Annotated in this window: 10 protein-coding genes; 6 read left to right on the forward strand and 4 right to left on the reverse strand. The window is 40.1% G+C overall.

Going from position 1 to position 20,836, the window contains the following annotated elements:
* The first annotated feature begins 16 nt into the window (after window positions 1-16).
* The 5 genes from GD631_RS05670 (at window position 17) to GD631_RS05690 (ending at window position 12,943) form a co-directional block, all read left to right on the forward strand.
* Window positions 17-3,628, forward strand: a complete 3,612-nt coding sequence (locus tag GD631_RS05670) for a beta-sandwich domain-containing protein (RefSeq protein WP_143257075.1) — start codon at window positions 17-19, stop codon at window positions 3,626-3,628.
* A gap of 56 nt (window positions 3,629-3,684) precedes the next feature.
* Window positions 3,685-6,801, forward strand: a complete 3,117-nt coding sequence (locus GD631_RS05675; protein ID WP_143256747.1) for a GH92 family glycosyl hydrolase — start codon at window positions 3,685-3,687, stop codon at window positions 6,799-6,801.
* Window positions 6,802-7,031: 230 nt separating this feature from the next.
* The gene (locus tag GD631_RS05680) at window positions 7,032-8,234 is read left to right on the forward strand and encodes a glycoside hydrolase family 88 protein (protein ID WP_143256748.1); all 1,203 of its coding nucleotides are present in this window, start codon (window positions 7,032-7,034) and stop codon (window positions 8,232-8,234) included.
* A 164-nt stretch (window positions 8,235-8,398) separates the two neighbouring features.
* Window positions 8,399-9,949, forward strand: a complete 1,551-nt coding sequence (locus GD631_RS05685) for a sulfatase family protein (RefSeq protein WP_143256749.1) — start codon at window positions 8,399-8,401, stop codon at window positions 9,947-9,949.
* Window positions 9,950-10,081: 132 nt separating this feature from the next.
* The gene (locus tag GD631_RS05690) at window positions 10,082-12,943 is read left to right on the forward strand and encodes a chondroitinase family polysaccharide lyase (RefSeq protein WP_143256750.1); all 2,862 of its coding nucleotides are present in this window, start codon (window positions 10,082-10,084) and stop codon (window positions 12,941-12,943) included.
* A gap of 140 nt (window positions 12,944-13,083) precedes the next feature.
* On the opposite strand, the gene cysS is transcribed toward GD631_RS05690, so the two are convergent.
* Together cysS and GD631_RS05700 are read right to left on the reverse strand one after the other, a co-directional pair.
* The gene (gene cysS / locus GD631_RS05695) at window positions 13,084-14,565 is read right to left on the reverse strand and encodes a cysteine--tRNA ligase (protein WP_143256751.1); all 1,482 of its coding nucleotides are present in this window, start codon (window positions 14,563-14,565) and stop codon (window positions 13,084-13,086) included.
* 231 nt (window positions 14,566-14,796) lie between these two features.
* Complete coding sequence (locus GD631_RS05700) at window positions 14,797-15,609, reverse strand: Cof-type HAD-IIB family hydrolase (RefSeq protein WP_143256752.1); 813 nt, start codon at window positions 15,607-15,609, stop codon at window positions 14,797-14,799.
* Window positions 15,610-15,989: 380 nt separating this feature from the next.
* On the opposite strand from GD631_RS05700, the gene GD631_RS22125 reads away from it, so the two are divergent.
* Window positions 15,990-16,193: a hypothetical protein gene (locus tag GD631_RS22125; protein ID WP_223225801.1), complete on the forward strand. Its 204-nt coding sequence runs from the start codon at window positions 15,990-15,992 to the stop codon at window positions 16,191-16,193.
* Window positions 16,194-16,273: 80 nt separating this feature from the next.
* Here the strand turns inward: GD631_RS22125 and GD631_RS05710 are convergent, their stop codons facing one another.
* A complete protein-coding gene (locus tag GD631_RS05710; RefSeq protein WP_143256753.1) occupies window positions 16,274-18,301 on the reverse strand; it encodes a PL29 family lyase N-terminal domain-containing protein in 2,028 nt (675 codons plus the stop codon).
* 24 nt (window positions 18,302-18,325) lie between these two features.
* The gene (locus tag GD631_RS05715; protein ID WP_143256754.1) at window positions 18,326-20,824 is read right to left on the reverse strand and encodes a BT3328 family hyaluronic acid endo-lyase; all 2,499 of its coding nucleotides are present in this window, start codon (window positions 20,822-20,824) and stop codon (window positions 18,326-18,328) included.
* Window positions 20,825-20,836 lie beyond the last annotated feature (12 nt).

A 20,836-nucleotide genomic window follows, 5' to 3' on the forward strand; every position in this document is an offset into this window, starting at 1 on the left:
AATAATAACTGGAAAAATGAGGAAAACCATTGCTTTGATAATCTCCGTATTTTTGCTGTCTGGCAGTGTTTATGCTCAGGATGTTGCTTCGAAACAAAAGCCAAAAGCATATATTGTGTCGAATGCGCATTTGGATACTCAATGGAACTGGGACATACAGACTACGATTAAAGAGTATGTGTGGAATACAGTAAACCAGAACCTTATGCTTCTTAAACAATACCCTAATTATGTGTTCAATTTTGAGGGTGGTGTCAAGTATGCATGGATAAAGGAATATTTTCCTATTCAATACGAAGAGATGAAGAAGTATATCAAGACCGGACGTTGGCATGTGAGTGGCGCGAGTTGGGATGCTACGGACGTATTAGTGCCGTCAATAGAATCTTCATTACGTAATATAATGTTGGGTCAGGATTATTATCGCAAGGAGTTTGGAATAGAAAGTACTGACATATTTTTACCTGACTGTTTTGGATTTGGTTGGACTTTACCAGCCATAGCCTCACATTGCGGGCTTATCGGATTTTCATCTCAGAAATTAAAATGGCGTACTAATCCTTTCTATGGGAAAAGTAAATACCCATTTACTATTGGACTGTGGGAAGGTATAGATGGTTCTACTATAATGATGGCGCATGGTGAAGATTATAATAAACGTTGGAAAGAAGAAGATCTGTCCAATAATAAGGATTTACTTAAATTCACAGCACAATCTCCTCTGAATATGGCTTATCGTTATTATGGCACAGGGGATATAGGTGGGTCTCCTACATTGGAGTCTGTGCGTACAGTGGATAAAAGCGTAGAAGGTGATGGATTGGTTGAAATTGTTAGTGCTGCTAGCGATCAACTTTATAAAGACTTTATGCCATATAAGAATCACCCTGAGCTTCCACGATATAATGGTGAGTTACTGATGGATGTACATGGTACTGGATGTTACACTTCTCAAGCTGCGATGAAATTGTATAATCGTCAGAATGAATTGTTAGCAGATGCTGCAGAACGTTCATCTGTTGTAGCGGATTGGTTGAATCAGGCTTGTTATCCGGGGAAAGCTTTTACGGAAATTTGGCGGCGTTTTATTCTTCATCAATTCCATGACGATTTGACGGGTACTAGTATACCTCGTGCTTATGAGTTCTCATGGAATGATGAACTCATTTCACTTCAGCAACTTTCTGGTATTCTTACATCTTCCGTGGATGCTGTTGTTCGCCAGATGGATACGAAAACTAAGGGTGTGCCAGTGGTTATTTATAATTCTTTGGGCTATAATGTTACCGATCTTGCAGAGGTGGAAATAGAAATGTCCAAGGCTCCTAAGGGTGTTTCTGTGTATGATGCTAATGGTAAGAAGGTTCCAGCACAGCTTTTGAGTTACTGCAATGGCAAAGCTAAGTTGCTGCTGGAGGCAACAGTTCCTGCTGTTGGATACGCTGTATATGATATACGAACTTCAAATACTTCGGAACGTACTGTCATCCCTTCTAATGCTTTTGTATTAGAAAATTCAATCTATAAATTGTCTCTCGATCAGAAGGGGGATGTGATCTCTTTATTTGATAAGCAGCATAACAAAGAGCTGGTTAAAGAAGGCAAAGCAATACGTTTAGCCTTATTTACTGAAAATAAATCGTATGTTTGGCCTGCTTGGGAAATTAAGAAGGAAACAATTGATACTATTCCTCAATCTATTACAGATGATGTTAAGATAACGATGGTAGAGAATGGTACACTACGCAAGTCTATTTGTATCGAAAAACATTATGGAGAGTCAAGCTTTAAGCAATATATTCGTCTGTATGAAGGAAGTCGCGCTGATCGTATTGATTTTTATAATGAAGTAGACTGGCAATCCACTAATTCATTGTTGAAGGCGGAATTCCCATTGAATATAACTAATCAGAAGGCTATGTATGATCTTGGATTAGGTTCTATTGAGAGAGGCAATAACACTACTACTGCATATGAGGTTTATGCTCATCAATGGGCTGATCTGACAGATAAAAATAACAGTTATGGTGTTACGGTAATGAATGATTGTAAATATGGTTGGGATAAGCCTGATGATCATACCATTCGTCTTACTCTCCTTAATACACCTGGAACTAATAAACGCTATGTATATCAGGATAAACAAGATTTCGGTTATCATACATTTACTTATAGCCTGGTTGGACATAGCGGAAAATTAGAAAAACCGAAAACTGTATGTAAGTCTGATTTGCTGAACCAAAAGCTAAAAGCTTTCTCTACAAGTAAACATCAAGGTACTCTGGGTAAAGAATTCTCTTTTGCATCTTCAGATAATGAAAATGTTATTGTTAAAGCGATAAAGAAAGCAGAAAATTCAGATGAATATGTGGTGCGTGTTTATGAAATTGGTGGTGAAAAGAAGCAAAAAGCGACTATTACTTTTGCAGGTAATATTATAGATGCATGTGAGGCTGATGGTACTGAAAAAGAAATAGCTCAAGCTCAATTCAGCGATAATATGTTGTCTTTGAATATAAAACCGTTTTCTATCAAGACCTTCAAAGTTCGTCTCAAAAAATCAGAATTGGAACCTTTTGAGTTGCAATATACTCATCTTCTTTTGAACTATAATCAAAAGTGTTCTTCTTTTAATGAGTTCCGTGCAGAGGGTGATTTTGATGCAGGTTATTCATATGCAGCGGAATTGTGGCCTTCGAAACTCTGTGTTGATCAGATACCTTTTGAATTCGGTGAAAAGGATACTGCAAATGGTATGTCCTGTAAAGGGGATACGTTGTATTTACCAGAAAAAGGAACATACAATAAATTGTATGTTTTAGCTGCTGCTACTGATGGGGATTATACAGTTCCATTTAAAAGTGGACATGTTGAGAGCAAAGTGTATATTCCTTCATATACCGGTTTTGTAGGTCAATGGGGGCATACGGCGCATACTAAAGGTTACTTGAAAGATGCGAATATTGCATTTGTAGGAACACATCGCCACTCATCTACGGATGATGAGCCATATAATTTCACTTATATGTTTAAGGTAGGTATAGATATACCGAAAGGTGCGCGTAGTATTGTATTGCCAAATAATGAAAAGATTGTACTTTTTGCAGCGACGTTAGTTAATGAAGTTTTGGATCCGGTGGAGGTTGCATCTGTTCATTTTAATACAGCTATAAAAGAGAATGCTATTAATCTGAATGATGGGGATATTAAGTATGATAATCTTCTTAAAGGTGCTAAAGTTATAGGATTCTCCGGCTCTTATAATGAGCGTGAAAAACCTCATCAAATTATTGATGGTAATTATAATACAAAATGGTGTGATGTCGGAAAACATCTTAATTACGCAGATTTTGATTTAGGGGAAAGCAAGTCACTTACAGGCTGGAAGCTTGTGAATGCAGGGCGCGAAGATAAAGGTTATGTTACCTCTGCCTGTTTCTTATTGGGGCGTAACAGCCTTGACGAGGAATGGCAGCCACTTGATAACTTTGATGGTAATCGGCAGAATATCGTGCAACGCACCATGAAATCTCCGGCTAAGGTACGATATGTTCGTTTAATGATCACTCGTCCGATGCAAAATGCTGATGGAGATGTTCTTCGTATTAATGAATTTGAACTATTTTAAGCTTTATAAGGTAGGGGTGTTTTTATTAAAACATCCCTATCTTATGTTTATAGATTATGGGAAAAACATATCTTATATCTTGTATTGTAGCAGTTTTATATGTGTTAAATGTAGATGCTAGTAATATAATTTGGCAAATAGGCAAAGCTGACAATTCAGCTTCTGAATTTGCTCTTGGCCCTTCTGAATATAAAAAGTTTTTATCAAAAGATTTTGGTTATGAAGATAGATACTTTTTGATTGGTTATTCAAAGGCTGATGAGGATTTTCCATATGTGTTACCTGGGCCAAATGATGTATGGGGAGGTACCTGGCGTACTTCCGGTTGGCGCACTCATAGTACGAACATCTTATTTGGTTTAGATAGAATGCCGGAATGTGGAGAGTATAGATTGATTGTCGATCTATTGGATGCTGATCCAAAAAGATCATTGGTCAAGATCTCTATCAATTCTATCGAGAAAAAGTTTGAGATAAAAGGAAAATCTGAAAAGGTACTTGATGGAATTGTTAGTGGTTCGCAAGGAGTTGTCTTGGAAGTTCCTGTTGCTGCTTCTGATTTAAAGAACGGAGGTAATATTGTTACAATCTCTGTTTTAGAAGGTGGTTGGATTGTGTTTGACCAAGTTAGGCTTGAAGGTTCTCGCAGTATTGCGTTGAAAAAAAAATCTAATTCTGCATTTCTTCGTAATGTGTCTCCTGCTGAGTATGAGTTGAAGCAATGTGGCTCAATGATTCAACCTTTGTTGGTGGACATTGAACACCTTTCTGGAAAACCTGATTTAACAGTTAAACTTGATGGGAAACTGATCTTTTCCTCTGAACTTGATACTGCTCGCTATATATTTGAGGTGCCTATGCCTGCAGTGAAGAAGAAGGTGAAGAGTAAATATCAGATATTCTCTGATGGTAAACTATTGGAAAGCGGTATTGTTTTACGTTCTCCACAAAAGGAACAGACTTTAGCCGATTATGTTGACACGAAAATGGGGACTGCACATTCTCGTTGGATGATTGCTCCTGGCCCTTGGATGCCATTTAGTATGGTTAAGTTAAGTCCTGATAATCAGAATAAAGGTTGGCAAGCGGGTTATCAGCCAACATTTGAGACAATAGGGTGTTTTAGTCATATACATGAGTGGACTATGGCAGGATTAGGCATGATGCCGACAAATGGTGAACTTTATACAAAAGTAGGAGATCAGTTTTGTCCTGATAAAGGTTACCGTTCTCGAATTGAGAAGAGAACTGAAGAAGCTCCATTAGGTTATTATAAGGTATTTCTGGCTGATACGCAGATCAAAGTGGAGGCGACTGCCACAGAACGTGCCAGTTTCCAACGATATAGTTTTCCTCAAGATAAGGATGGGCGTGTGATGATTGATTTGCACATTCAGGCTGAATATGATTATAAGTTGTTTGATGTTGATATTAATAAGGTCAGTAATAAGCGTATTGAGGGGTGCTGTCGACAAGTTTCTTCTCGTATATGGGGTAAAGATGCCGAACAGGAATATGTTGTTAATTTCGTTATAGAGTTTGATGCTCCGATAAAAAAAGTGGGAGGATGGAAAAATGATGAGGTCTTTGATACATCTCAAATTTCGGGAGAAGAGCTTAGTGATGCAGGTTTATTTGTGGAATTTGACACAAAAAAATACCCCATAGTTCAGCTTCGTACAGGATTGTCGTATGTTAGTGTAAGCAACGCCTCTGAAAACTTGAATAAGGAGATTTCAGAGCGTTTCGGTTGGGATTTTGATGCTGTGGTAAAGTATCAGAAAGAAGTATGGAATAGTTTTCTTAATAGAGTTGTTATTTCTACTAATGATAGATTAGAAAAGATTCGTTTTTATTCTAATATGTATCGTGCGCTTTGCCGTAACCTATTTAGTGATGTAAATGGAGAGTGGGTATCGGCTGATGAAAAAGTACGTAAACTATCAAATCCCGATCATTTGGCTTTAGGATGTGATGCTTTTTGGAATACATTCTGGAATTTAAATCAGTTCTGGAATTTGGTTACTCCTGAGTGGTCATCTAAATGGGTGAATTCACAATTGGCAATGTATGATTCAAATGGATGGCTAGCCAAAGGTCCGGCCGGAATGGAATATATACCAGTGATGGTAGCCGAACATGAGATTCCTTTAATAGTATCTGCATATCAGATGGGAATTCGAGATTTTGATTCGGAAAAGGCTTTTAATGCTATGAAAAAGATGCAAACTACTCCTGCTGTGCACATAGGAGGTGGATTTGCAGGAAACCGTGATCTTGTTGAATACCTAAAATACCGATATGTACCCATTGAGAAGGGGCGGTTCTCTAATTCACTGGAATACTCTTATGATGACTGGACTGTTGGTCAAATGGCAAAAGCTCTGGGCAAATCTGATGATTATAACGTTTTTAATGAACGTGGCTATTGGTGGAAGAATGCTATTAATCCTGAAACCGGCTATGCTCATATGCGACGGGCAGACGGAAAATTTGTTTCTGATTTCGATCCTTTTCTTACGGGACGTAATCAACATTATGTGGAAGGTAATGCTTGGCAACTTACTTTTTTTGTACCACAGGACGTCCCTGCTCTTATAGAAACAATCGGTGAGAAGAATTTTGTAGAACGTCTTAATTGGGGATTTGAAGTTAGTGAGCAATGGAGATATAATGCTCCAAATGATCAATATTGGGACTACCCGGTTGTGCAAGGAAACCAGCAATCTATGCATTTTGCATTCTTGTTTAACTGGGCAAAAAAGCCCTGGCTGACTCAGAAATGGTCACGTTCAATTATAGATAGATATTATGGCAGTGGTGTGGCTAATGCTTATCTTGGTGATGAGGATCAAGGGCAGATGAGTGCTTGGTTTGTGATGGCTGCATTAGGATTATTCCAAACGGATGGAGGATGTAGAGTCAATCCTATATATGAGATAGGTAGTCCTCTTTTTGAGAAAGTTGTTATAAATTTAGGTGGGCTTTATGGGCGTGGTGATTGTTTTGTTATTGAAGCAAAGAATGTTTCAAGAAAAAACAAGTATATTCAGAGTGCGGTTTTGAATGGAAAAACATTGAATTCTTTTTACTTTCAAGCTTCGGAACTGCTGAAGGGGGGAAAGCTTATACTTGTTATGGGGGATAAACCGAATCATTTGTGGGGAATTTGATTGAGGAGTTAAGAATAAACTATCTTATAAGTCGTATTCTTGGAATTGGGTAGAGCCCTTTGGACATTTTTTGTAGTTTGTTTTTAGGAATATCTATGCAAACACGTTCTTTTAGATCAAAATGTACCAAAATTGTCCTTCATTTGGATTATTTGGGTCGGTCAAATCTATTTAAATGCACTACTTTTGCCATCAAGAAAATTAATCACTTAACAAATAATCCCTGTATTATGAAAACAATTCTTAGCGCATTAGGATTTTCCCTTTTGATCTTAACGAGTTGCGGTGGACAAAAAAAGGTTGAAGTAGACTTTATTCAGGACAACATCGACAACGCAGTTGCACAAAACACGATTCAAACGGACATTATTGAAAAATCCGGTAAGATCCTGAATCCAAGAACCATCAACGAAGACGGTAGTATATCCTATATACCTATCGAAGACTGGTGTTCCGGTTTCTTCCCCGGCAGTATGTGGCTCACATATAATCTGACCGGAGATCAGAAATGGTTACCATTGGCCGAAAAATATACGGAAGCTCTCGATTCGGTAAAATATCTGAAGTGGCATCATGATGTAGGCTTTATGATCGGTTGCAGTTATCTGAACGGCTACCGTTTTGCGGACAAGAAAGAATATAAAGATGTAATCATTGAAACAGCCAAGTCACTTTCTACTCGTTTTCGTCCGAACGCGGGCGTTATCCAGTCATGGGATGCCGATAGAGGCTGGCAGGGAACACGTGGATGGAAATGTCCGGTGATTATTGATAATATGATGAATCTCGAACTTTTATTTGAAGCAACCACTCTTTCCGGTGATTCTACTTTCTATAATATTGCAGTGAAACATGCTGATACAACGATGGCTCACCATTTCCGACCGGATAATAGTTGCTACCATGTGGTAGATTATGATCCGGAGACAGGTGAAGTGCGTAAGAGACAAACTGCGCAGGGATATGCGGACGAATCGGCTTGGGCGCGCGGACAAGCTTGGGCACTCTACGGATATACTACTTGCTATCGTTATACGAAAGACAAGAAATATCTCGACCAGGTACAAAAAGTATATAATTTTATATTTAATAATAAGAATATGCCGGAAGATCTCGTTCCTTATTGGGATTACGATGCTCCGAATATTCCGAACGAACCGCGTGATGCTTCTGCTGCCGCTTGTACAGCTTCTGCTCTTTACGAACTGGATGGCTACCTGCCGGGTAATCACTATAAGGAAACCGCTGATAAGATTATGGAAAGTTTAGGCTCGCCTGCTTATCGTGCGAAGGTTGGAACAAATGGAAACTTCATCCTGATGCATTCAGTAGGTAGTATTCCTCACGGTCAGGAAATCGATGTCCCTCTGAACTATGCTGACTACTACTTCCTGGAAGGACTGATGCGTAAAAGAGATTTGGAAAAGAAATAAGGAATAAGAAATAACAAAAAATAATGAACGGTAAACAGTGAACGATGAATACTCTACAGATTCTAACGTAACATGTTTACCGTTTATCATTCAGCATTGATTGTTTATTATTCCCCTCTTATCATTTATCACTAACCTGTTTAAATCATTTATCGTAAACTATCATGAACAAACCTATTAACCTCCTTGTAGGAGGCCTGACACTGTTTGTTGCACAGGGTTGCAAGGCTCCGAAGCAAGTGACCCAACAAGCTGAACATCCCAATATAATCTATGTATTTCCCGATCAATACCGTAATCAGGCGATGGGCTTTTGGAACCAGGACGGATTCCGGGATAAAGTAAATTTTAAAGGAGATCCCGTGCATACTCCCAACTTGGATGCGTTTGCGCGTGAATCGATGGTACTGTCGTCTGCACAGAGTAACTGTCCGTTGAGTAGCCCTCATCGTGGAATGTTATTGACCGGTATGTACCCGAATAAAAGCGGTGTGCCATTGAATTGTAACTCCACACGTCCGATCAGTTCCTTACGCGAAGATGCGGAATGTATTGGCGATGTATTCAGTAAAGCAGGTTACGATTGTGCCTATTTCGGCAAACTTCATGCTGACTTCCCAACTCCGAACGATCCCGAACATCCGGGCCAATATGTGGAAGAGAAACGTCCGGCATGGGATGCTTATACTCCGAAAGAACGTCGTCATGGTTTTAATTACTGGTATTCTTATGGTACATTTGATGAGCACAAGAACCCGCATTATTGGGATACAGACGGCAAGAGACACGATCCGAAAGAGTGGTCGCCCCTGCATGAGGCAGGTAAAGTCATTTCTTATCTGAAAAATGAGGGCAACGTACGTGATACCAAGAAACCGTTCTTTATTATGGTAGGTATGAATCCCCCTCACAGTCCGTACCGTTCTTTGAATGACTGTGAAGAACAGGATTTCAATCTTTATAAAGACCAGCCTCTGGATAGTCTGTTGATTCGTCCGAATGTCGATTTAAAAATGAAGAAGGCAGCATCCGCCCGCTATTATTTCGCTTCCGTAACAGGTGTAGACCGTGCTTTCGGTCAGATTCTGGAAACATTGAAAGCGATGGGATTAGATAAGAACACAGTTGTCATCTTTGCTTCCGATCATGGTGAAACGATGTGTAGCCAGCGCACTGATGATCCGAAGAATTCCCCTTATTCCGAATCTATGAATATTCCGTTCCTGGTTCGTTTCCCCGGTAAGATTCAGCCGAGGGTGGATGATTTATTGCTTTCTGCTCCTGATATTATGCCTACGGTACTTGGCCTGTGCGGGCTGGGTGATTCTATTCCGGCAGAAGTGCAGGGGCGTAATTTTGCTCCTCTTTTCTTCGATGAAAAGGCGGAAATCGTTCGCCCTACCGGTGCGTTGTATATCCAGAATATAGATGGTGATAAAGATGAAAATGGATTGGTACAGACTTATTTTCCTTCCTCAAGAGGTATCAAGACCGCTCAATATACGTTGGCTTTATATATCGACCGTGATACGAAGCAATTGAAGAAAAGCCTTTTATTCGATGATGTAAAAGATCCATATCAACTGCATAACTTGCCTTTGGAAGAAAATAAGGAAATTGTGGTACAACTTTGCGGTGAAATGGGAGCTATGTTGAAGGAGATTAACGATCCCTGGTATACGGAAAAGATTCTGTCGGATCGGATTCCTTATTAACGATTTATGTATTCTTAATATAATCATTTAGGCACAGATTACACGGATTTCACGGTCTTTAGTGTTGTCATTGTTGCAAAGTAGCCGCATTCATCCGTGTAATCCGTGCCTAAAAAAGATAACAATTCAGTAATGAAAAGTAGTTGTTTTATAATATTATTCCTTTTGGGAATCATTCCTTCAACTTTCGCTCAACTCATCGGATTTGAAGAGGAAGTACCCGAAGCATTTAAAGTTTCCGGAAAGGGAGAAGTGAAAATCTCTTCTCTTTTTTACAAAGAGGGTGAAAGTAGTCTGGAATGGGACTTTCAACCCGGTTCTACGCTGGATGTTCAAATTGCTCCTTTATCGTTGAATACGAGAAACGAGAAGCAGTTCGGCATTACCTTGTGGATTTATAATGAGAAACCACAGCAGGATTCCATTCGTTTTGAGTTTCTGAATAAGGAGGGAGAAGTCTCTTATTGGTTTTCTTATCGTTTGCAGGCAGCAGGTTGGCGGGCTTGCTGGATCTCTTTTGAGTATATGCAGGGAGATAAGAAAGATAAGAAGATCGTAGCTTATCGGCTGGTTGCCCCGCAACGGAAGGGGCGTATCTTTCTTGACCGTCTGATTTTCCCGGAAAAGAAAATGAATCTTCGTACCACCCCCGATCAGCAGTTGCCTACTAATAATGGATTGTCTAATCGTGACCTGTGGCATTGGTGTCTCGTGTGGAAATGGGAACAACAGTCGTATGATATTCCTCTGCCTTCTAAATTGACAAGCGAGCAAAAGAAGGAACTGAAGACTATCGAACAACGTTTGACAGATTTTTTGGAAGTAAAGAAGGCACCCCAAGGAGCGATTAATGCTGCCTATAAGACATTTGAGAAGGCTGCAATTAGTCCGTCCATCGCCGGAACGGGATTTATAGGAACCCCTATTGTTGCTCCTGATGAACAGGACAAGAAGAAAGGGGAAATGTCATGGAATGATATTGAAACAATGCTTTCCGGTTTTGCTTATGATGCTTATTATAATCAGAACGAAACGTCAAAGAAGAATTATTTTACCGTATTCGATTATGCTATTGACCAGGGATTTGCATATGGTAGCGGTATGGGTACCAATCACCATTATGGATATCAGGTGCGTAAGATATATACGACTGCCTGGCTGATGCGCGATGCAATCTACAAACATTCTCATCGGGAAGCTTATCTTTCCACATTGCGTTTTTGGGCTGCTTTGCAGGAAACTCGTCAGCCATGCTCTCCAACACGTGATGAATTGTTGGATTCCTGGCATACATTATTGATGGCGAAATTTATCTCTGCTATGATGTTTCCCGATGCAAGAGAACAGGCGCGAGCTTTGAGCGGCTTGTCACGTTGGTTATCTTCTTCTTTGCGTTATACTCCGGGAACGATCGGTGGTATAAAGGTAGACGGTACGACTTTTCATCATGGCGGTTTCTATCCGGGATATACCACTGGAGTACTTGCGACTGTAGGAGAATATATTGCATTTACCAATGGTACAAGTTTTGAACTGACCGAAGATGCGCGCAAACACATGAAATCAGCCTTTATTGCTATGCGCAATTATTGCAATTTCTATGAATGGGGCATCGGAATCAGTGGCCGTCATCCTTTTGGAGGGAAGATGGGAAGCGATGATATCGAAGCATTTGCCAATATCGCTTTATCCGGCGATTTGTCCGGTCAGGGAAATACGTTTGATCGTGGTCTGGCTGCCGACTATTTACGTCTGATACGCAATAGTGATACTCCGAATGCGCGTTTCTTCAAGAAGGAAGGTATTCAACCGGCACAGGCTCCACAGGGATTCTTCGTTTACAACTATGGTTCGGCAGGCATTTTTCGTCGTGCGGACTGGATGGTGACATTGAAAGGGTATACCACTGACGTATGGGGATCTGAAATTTATACGAAAGATAACCGTTACGGACGTTATCAGAGTTATGGCTCCGTGCAGATTATGGGGAAAGGAAATCCCGTGTCACGTGCCGGAAGCGGTTTTGTGCAGGAGGGATGGGACTGGAACCGTTTGCCGGGTACAACTACCATTCATTTGCCTTTCGACTTGCTTGATAGCCCATTGAAAGGAACGACTATGGCACGCTCCAAAGAGAATTTCTCCGGAAGCAGTTCTTTAGATGGTAAAAATGGAATGTTCGCTATGAAGTTGGCAGAACGGGATTATGAGAATTTTACACCGGACTTTGTGGCCCGTAAATCCGTATTCTGTTTTGATAACCGGATGGTTTGCCTGGGAACAGGTATTTCGAACTCCAATGCGGATTATCCTACGGAAACGACTCTTTTCCAGACAAAATATAATGGTAAGGAGCCCAAAGTAGGAGAGGATAACTATTGGCTTCATGATGGTTATGACAATTATTATCATGTAGTGGACGGAACCGTTCGCGCACAGGTGGCAGAACAGGAATCGCGGCATGAAAAGACGCGTGAAATAACCAAAGGAAAATTTTCTTCTGCCTGGATAGAACATGGCAAGGCGCCGAAAGAGGGGACTTATGAATATATGGTATTGATACAGCCTTCTGCTTCCGATCTCGACGAACTGCGCAAAACTCCTGCATACGAGGTGTTGCAACGGGATCAGACTGCTCACGTTGTTTATGATAAAAAGACTGGTATCACGGCGTATGCTGCTTTTGAAGCTTATCAGCCTGCCACTGATAAAGTGTTCGTGGCTATTCCTGCGGAAACAATGGTGATGTATGCAAAGGAATCTGATAAGGGGATCCGTTTAAGCGTCTGTGATCCGAATCTGAATATAGAAGAGAAGACGTATACAACGAAAGAACCCAGTCGTCCTATTACTAAGGAGATACGGCTTAAAGGGCATTGGACATTGACAAGTCCGATGGAAAATGTCCGGTTGGAACAGCAGGGAGATCAGACCGTACTGACGGTAACTTGTCAGCATGGACAGCCGGTTGAAATGCTCATGGAAAATAAATAATTAGTGAATAAGATAAGAGAAAATAAGAATTTAAAGAGAGGGTATTAGTTATCATGTTTCTATGAAAAAAGAGAAGACCGGTTCGTGTTGAGCCGGTCTTCTCTGCAGTTATACGGTGCGTTGGGCACTTTCTTTTCTTGTTATTTATTCAGTCTCCATTCGAAACCGTCTTTGGTATCTTTGATTTCAAATCCGAGTGCTGTCAGTGTGTTGCGGATTTCGTCGGAAGTAGCCCAGTCTTTGTTGGCTTTCGCTTTCATACGTTGTTCCAGTAACATATCTACTACCTTGCCGTAAGCTGCTTCACGACCATCTGAAGAGCCTTTTTCTTCTTTCAATCCCATGATGTCGAAACTGAACAGATGAAATGTTTCTTTCAGGTCTTTCAGGTCTTCGGCGGAGATGGTGGCATTGCCGGCAATGATATTGTTTATAATGCGGGCGCCTTCGAAAAGCTGTGCGATGACAATCGGTGTATTCAAGTCGTCATTCATTGCTTCGTAGCATTTAGCGCGCAGTTCTTTCACGTTGATTCCCTCTGAAGTTGTCGATGAGGGAGTTATCTTATCCAATGCGTCAATGGCTTCCATCAGACGCTGCAGGCCTTTTTCGGATGCTTGCAGTGCTTCATTGCTAAAGTCTACCGTGCTGCGGTAATGAGCTTGCAGGATGAAGAAACGGATTGTCATTGGTGTATAGGCTTGCGCCAGCAGCTTATGAGTACCGGTGAAGAATTCGTCCAGAGTGATGAAGTTGCCAAGTGATTTACCCATCTTGGTTCCGTTGATGGTAATCATGTTGTTGTGCATCCAGTAGTGAACCATGTCATCGCCTTGTGAAGCTACCGATTGTGCGATTTCACATTCGTGGTGAGGGAAAATCAAGTCCATTCCTCCTCCGTGAATATCGAAGTGTTCACCCAGGTATTTACGTCCCATAGCGGTACATTCGGCGTGCCATCCGGGGAAACCGTCGCTCCATGGAGACGGCCAGCGCATGATATGTTCAGGTTGTGCCTTTTTCCAAAGGGCGAAGTCGGCGGGATTGCGTTTTTCGCTTTGTCCGTCGAGGTCACGGGTGGTATTTAATACGTCGTCCAGATTACGTCCGGAAAGTTTTCCGTAGTGGTAATCTTTATTGTATTTGGCTACATCGAAGTAGACGGAGCCTTCGCTTTCATAGGCATATCCGGCATCCAAAATCTTCTGTACCAGTTGGATTTGTTCAATGATATGTCCTGAAGCATGTGGCTCAATGCTTGGAGAAAGTACATTCAACGCTTCCATTGCTTTATGATAGCGGTTCAGGAAATATTGAACAACCTCCATTGGTTCCAACTCTTCCAGACGTGCTTTCTTGGCGATCTTGTCTTCTCCGTCATCGGCATCGTGTTCCAGATGACCTACGTCGGTAATATTTCGTACGTAGCGTACTTTATATCCTAGGTGGGTGAGATAGCGGAATAACACATCGAAGGTTATAGCCGGACGGGCGTGTCCTAAATGGGCATCTCCGTAAACAGTCGGTCCACACACATACATGCCTACATGAGGTGCATGAAGCGGTATAAACAACTCTTTCTTTCTATCTAAGGTGTTGTAAATGGTAAGTTGATGTTCCATAACATTTTATATTTGTTTTATTGGAATCGCAAAGTTAGTATAAAATCTGAATATGCGCCCTATCTTTAATCGGTTGATTTTAAGTGTCGGGTCGTTTTTACCAGTAATGTGATTTGTTTCCCGGTATGAAACTAACAGTTTCACACCGAGGAACCAATAGTTTCATTCCTTGAAACCAAAGGTTTCTCACCGAGAAACTAAAACTCTGCCGGCATGCCAGTAAATGTTTGGCTATTGTTGATTGCAAAACTTCTTGATTGCTTCTGCTACACCGTCTTCTTCGTTACTTAGAGTGATGTAATCTGCTGCTTTCTTTACAGGTTCTTGAGCATTTCCCATGGCAATCCCCAGTCCTGCAAACCTAATCATGGATAGGTCATTATATCCATCACCTATGGCTATAACTTCTTCACGTGCTACTCCTATTTCTTTTAACAGGACGGCCAGAGAAAGAGCTTTGTCGATACCTTGCGGGACTAATTCGAGAAAATAGGGTTCTGAACGGAAAACGTTAATATGTCCTTGTAGCCGGAGACTAAGTTCTGCTTCAAGCGGAATGAGTTTATCTGCGTCTCCCACGATGAGGCATTTGGCTACAGGAAGCGTGATCTCTGTGAGGAAGTCGTTTGTTTCTCGTACTGCCATTTTATTGAGAAAGGCCTCTTTCTGTACGTATGGGTCTTGAGAGTTTTCTGTTATTATATCTGCTCCGTCATAGGTTAATATACTTAGTTGGTGAGTACGGGCACATTCGTAGAGCATCGGAACAACTTCATTAGGTAACACATTTTCATATACCATCTCTTTTGTTTCCCAATTGATAATTTCACCTCCGTTATAGGAAAGAATGAAACCTCCGAATTCATTCATCCGTAATTCGTTGGCTAATGGTACAATACCATAAGTAGGTCGTCCGGAAGCTAATACGAGTCGTATTCCTTGCTCTTGTATACGTATTAGGGTTTCCCTGTTGCGGGGAGTGATTTCTTTTTTAGAATTGGTGAGTGTGCCGTCAAGGTCGAGCACGATAAGTTTGTATTTCATGTAGCGTTGTTTTGGGTGCAAAGATAGATTAAAAAAGTTTTTCCGCAAGGTGGTGAGGGAAAAGATATGGCTTTAGCTGAAATTGCACTATAAGAGTGCGATTTATTTTGTTATTTGCACTGTTATAGTGCAAATAATCGTATTCAAGCCAGCCGTTGTTTGTTCGACTTGGCAGATGCTTTTGTAAAGATTGGGGCAAATGCCTGTTTATTGAAGAAATTTATAAATATAAAAATTAGTCGGAAGAGCTTAATTTAATTTACGATTATCATTCAGAGTTGAATATTGTTTTTACAGGTCCATCTGTATTGGATATTAATAAAGGAGATTCTGATTTGAGTCTTCGCGGTGTCATGTATCAAATGTAGGGACTTTCTTTTTTGAACCAGACCCGCATCTTTTCGGATGTAATAGCTTCTCCTGTTTTTGATTTCTTGATTGATGATATGACATTTGAGGTGGGGGAAAGAAAAAAGGGACAAAAGCAAATTCAGGATGTACAGAAAGGATTTGTGGTGAAGGATGATGTTGAGAGAGGCTTTATGAATGTGGTGCCGTTGTGGCAGTTTGGGATGGGATATTAAGATAAATTTATGATAATATAAAAATGAGGGTGTCCGAAAATGAAGTGACACCCTCTTTTTTAGTTAACTATAAAGGCTATTTATCTATTTTGCATTCCGTAATCTGTATATGGAGCTTTTAAGCTATAGTCTCCTGTACTAAAATCTGTTGCATTGAATGGATTTTCGGTAAGGTAGGTTAATTGATCTGTAGTGGGATTACTCGGTCTACTAGTGGAGGCCGATGGAAAATTAACCCATTTTCCAGAACCTGCAAGGCCAAAAGCTATATTTTCCTGAACATCAAATGTTGGATTACTACCAGCTTTATATACAGCGCATAAGTTGGAACTTAAAGCAGATGAAGGATCTCCGTAGAAAGCATTCTTTTTAATTGTTATGGACTGTGCGTCATATACTTTTAAATGATAATTGGCTCCAACAAAATTGATAATTGTGTTGTTTTGTAACAGAACTTTTATAGATTGTTGATCAGGGGATTGGGCAGTACCATTTGTCCATCCGAAAATCTGTCCTTTTATAGCAACTGGGTTGTAGATTAGATTATTATCCATTGTTAGCTTCTGAAAAGCGTCCATATTAGATGTTTTTCCAAGATTGAATAGTACAATACTAGTATCAGTAGTTCCGGTTTTAGCGGGAGCATTCAATAAGAAACGATTATTTTTCAAATGTATAGTATTAATTCCAAATGTGAGGGAATTGCCGCTGGAAGTAACAAATAAATTCTTTTGCATCTCTGTTATTTCACAATCTTCAATAGATAAATTATTGAAACTTTCAGTTGCACTCGCGTTATTGAATAGATATGTTGCATTTGAAGCACCATTAATCTGGCTCATATCGATATGTAGATTCTTGAAGATAAGCTTTCCACTTATCAAGTTCCAACATAATTTTGGCTGTAACGTTGGTTTGCTATCACTGTATCGCCCTATAATGACAATCTCTGCATTGATTTTGGCAATTTTGTCTACAATGAAGTTGTATTCTCCATTTTCTAAAAATAGTAAGACCTTAGCACCTGCTTTTTGGGATATGTCATTCATTAAGTTAAGTTCTTCAGTCATATCTGCCGCTTTGTATAAGATAGGAGTGCCATAATCATTCTTATTAACTTTTAGATCTCCGATTTCGATGTCTTGCCCATTATTGTATAAGGTATAATAGTCAATCCGTGTTTCTGCTTCTCCGAGTTCTACCTGTATTTTTGCAATGGCAGCATACGATCCTGAAGTAGCGAGAATAGACACATCTTTTGTATTATCAGCAACAGCACGCGATAAAGTCTTTATTGTTGCAGGAGCTTTTATTGTCAATGTTCCTTCATCATTATCTGCGGACGGTTCAGATAAAGTCGCTTCCCAACCTTCGGGAGCAGTAATGATATAAGATTCTACACCCTTCATGTGTACAATGAAATCTTTCGTAGATCCTGCTGCGATTCTTTGTACACCTACAATACTTTCATCAAACTTGCAGTAGAAGTTGCTGATGATAGGGATAGATAACTTTGTGCCATCTCTTAATTCAATATTAAAGCTGTTGCCAACCTTTTCTACAGAGTTGAAGAATTTATCTTTTACGGCTTCCCCGTCAGTAGCTTTTACGGGATTGCCAGCAGAGTCTTTCACATTTTCATAAGTAGTACCGTCGTAGCTGACTTGCCAGTATCCTGTTTCTGCATCGATCTGGAAAAGAGGAGTCTTTCCATTTTCTGCAGTTGCTTTTATAGGATTTCCACTTTTATCTTTCAGTTGTGTAAAAGTGACTCCGTTGTCATAGCTGACGGTCCAATAACCATCGTTATCAATCCCCATTTGTGGAATCAAGGCACCAGCTCCGGTTTCCTCAACGAGTTTGAGTGTCTTGCCGTTGCTTAATGTTATTGTATATATACCATCCTTTAATTCAATATCAGTAATGGTAGCGCCTTCCTTGCAAAGTTCGCGTACAGCTTCAATGTTCCAGTTCAAATCTTGAACGGTTTTTTCAAGGGCGGTAACACGAGTCTTTAAATCGTTAACGTCGTCCCACAAGTCGTCTGTCTTATTACATCCTATCAGACATAAAGTCAGTAACATACATACGTACCAAAGTTTCTTCATAATTGTATTTTGTTTTTAAAGTTATTACTGGAGTGAATTTAACCAAGCCGGAACTGCACCTAAACGTTTGCGCAATTGGGCTTCGTAAAGTGAATATGGAGTGACTGTTTTACCTTGTTCCTCATTCAATTTCATTTGGCTTTCATTGAAGTTAATGCTTCCGCCATGATAGCCAACTACGATTGGGGGAAGGAATTTCCACCAAAGAGAATTACTATCCCACCAAATAAATGGAGAATCTGTGACATTATTCTTTGCGTTAAAGTTCCATAAAGTCAGATCGGCTAAATGATTAGGCATTTGATTATAATCACCCCCTTGGCGGAATCTCATAAAACCACCTGTACAACGGTCAATCAATGTAGCACGAGGTTGTGTTGCGTGAGACTCAAAACAAGCATCGGTTCCCCAGTCTACATTCCAAAGTACAGCACCTATACTTTGCTTGGAAACGCCACATGCATGATATTGTCCTGCTCCTTGTTCATATACATTTCTGTTGTCTATAAGGAATCCATTTGACTTATCTGTCACTTTACCTATAAATACACGTGATGAGGCTTGCGAACGAATGGCTGCATGTCCGCGGTTACCATCAATGATTACGTCGTATACTGATACGTTCGAACTATTAACGATAGAACTAGCTTCACTGACGCTACGAAAACCTACACGGCGCATCCATGAATTTGTTAGACGGACTAGATTAATCGGTTTGTAGGCTCCATCGTCCTCCCATGAACCGTGATGGGTAAAGTCTACCTTGGCTTTTCCTTCAAAGGTCATATCTTCCACACCTACGTTTTCATAGTGGGGGTATTTTTGGATAGTCCATTTCCATTGTGAATCTACAGCGTGCATGATTGGTTCTTTGAAAGTGATAGTTTGTCCGTTGATCGCTGCTACTAAATGATAATCATAGACTTGTACACCATCATTATGTAGATTAGTCATGTTTGAAGTAGGTTGATAAGGTGATAACTCAGTTTTGATAAGTTCCGGACTATTATCCACCAATTGTAAACATACCCAATCTCCAACTTTAATGCCTGTGGTGGAGGCTACTTCTACGGAGAAAGTTCCCTTATCGGCATTTCCTGTAACTTCAGTAAGCTGGGATAGTCCGCTATTATGCTTGATTTCCAGCATTACCGGCGAAGAATACATGACATTTGGATCTTTCGGTTGGTTGGGAGCATCCATTTTTATAATGGTTTGGTCGCGTCCGTCACCTTTTAGAATAACTCCTCCCATTAATAACTGGATTGTTTGTGATTGTCCATCTACATCGTCAGCTGCTGTGTGTAAGATGTATTCTCCTTTGGGGAAATAAATTATAGCTTTGGCATTATCCACTTTAGAACCGATTTTAGCTAATATTTTAGTCAGAGCTTCTCGGTCAGACTTATTATCATTGGGAATAGCACCGTAATCTTTTACATTATATACTGTGTAACCTAAAGACCATACATCAGGGGGAGCAACTTCGCCATGCTTATAACCTGCATAGGAGAAATCAAGCAATAGATTGTCGGCTTCTCCCAAATTGTATTTATTCCATGCATCACATGCATTGGCATCATAACCTGTTGTCAGTAGTTGTACTTTGAGAGGTACTATACGAATATAGTTTTTGGAAGAAGTAATGATGATATTGATTATTTCTTCTTTATTCTCTATGTCGTTTGCCTTAGGAGAAGTAACAGATAGTTCATTGTCTTTTAAGATAATATTCCATCCTTTAGGAGCTTTTATTACTGCTTCTGTTACATCTTGTTGTTCTACCTCATAAAGACGTGTTTCGTTTAGTGGGAAAATTTGCATATCTTCCATTCCTTTTACCTTTAAGTAGAAAGTATCGATCACTTGAAGTTCAATGGTTTTGTCTGCATAGGTAACTGTAAGCTTTTTGGAAGTTGTGTTATATTCCACTTTGTCAAAGATCGAATTTTTACCAGCACTTTCAATGGCTTCTATTTTACTGCCATCGTTGTTGGTTAAGTTCTGATATGTTTTTCCATTATCATAGCTTATCAGCCAGTAACCATTTGCATCTATCTTTAGCTTGGGAGATTGAATGGGAGTGGCAGGTTTACTGGGATCACTAGGCTTACTGGTTGGAATGGCATATATTTTATTGCCATTAACGTCCTTCAAAGGCATATAAGTAGCACCTCCGTCTATGCTATAAATCCAATAGCCTTCATTATCTACAGATAAAGAGGGTACTAGTGCATTGACGGCTTCTCCACTCATAACGGTAATACTTTTTCCATCGCTTAATTCTACAGTATAGCCATTTTTGATGGGAGTGATACCCACAATGACTGGATCATTCAATAAGTACTGTAAACTTTCGATAGAGGTGTTCAATTGATTGGCTGTCTCTTCCAATATTTGGACGCGATTCTTAAGCGAATCAATTTCAGAACGCAGGTCATCCGTTTCTTGGCAAGATTGCAGAACGAATAACATGCTGCAAATACCAAATAGTAATAGGTAGGTAATGCTCCTGTTTTTCATACATTTATTATT

The sequence above is a fragment of the Bacteroides luhongzhouii genome (assembly GCF_009193295.2).
Taxonomy (GTDB): Bacteria; Bacteroidota; Bacteroidia; order Bacteroidales; family Bacteroidaceae; genus Bacteroides; species Bacteroides luhongzhouii.

What these genes read in the sequence shown, in the direction of transcription:
- GD631_RS05685 (WP_143256749.1), top strand. Translation starts at nt 8,399, where the DNA reads ATGAACAAACCTATTAACCTCCTTGTAGGAGGCCTGACACTGTTTGTT.
- GD631_RS05700 (WP_143256752.1), bottom strand. Translation starts at nt 15,609, where the DNA reads ATGAAATACAAACTTATCGTGCTCGACCTTGACGGCACACTCACCAAT.
- GD631_RS05710 (WP_143256753.1), bottom strand. Translation starts at nt 18,301, where the DNA reads ATGAAGAAACTTTGGTACGTATGTATGTTACTGACTTTATGTCTGATA.
- GD631_RS05715 (WP_143256754.1), bottom strand. Translation starts at nt 20,824, where the DNA reads ATGAAAAACAGGAGCATTACCTACCTATTACTATTTGGTATTTGCAGC.
- GD631_RS05675 (WP_143256747.1), top strand. Translation starts at nt 3,685, where the DNA reads ATGGGAAAAACATATCTTATATCTTGTATTGTAGCAGTTTTATATGTG.
- GD631_RS05680 (WP_143256748.1), top strand. Translation starts at nt 7,032, where the DNA reads ATGAAAACAATTCTTAGCGCATTAGGATTTTCCCTTTTGATCTTAACG.
- GD631_RS05670 (WP_143257075.1), top strand. Translation starts at nt 17, where the DNA reads ATGAGGAAAACCATTGCTTTGATAATCTCCGTATTTTTGCTGTCTGGC.
- GD631_RS05690 (WP_143256750.1), top strand. Translation starts at nt 10,082, where the DNA reads ATGAAAAGTAGTTGTTTTATAATATTATTCCTTTTGGGAATCATTCCT.
- cysS (WP_143256751.1), bottom strand. Translation starts at nt 14,565, where the DNA reads ATGGAACATCAACTTACCATTTACAACACCTTAGATAGAAAGAAAGAG.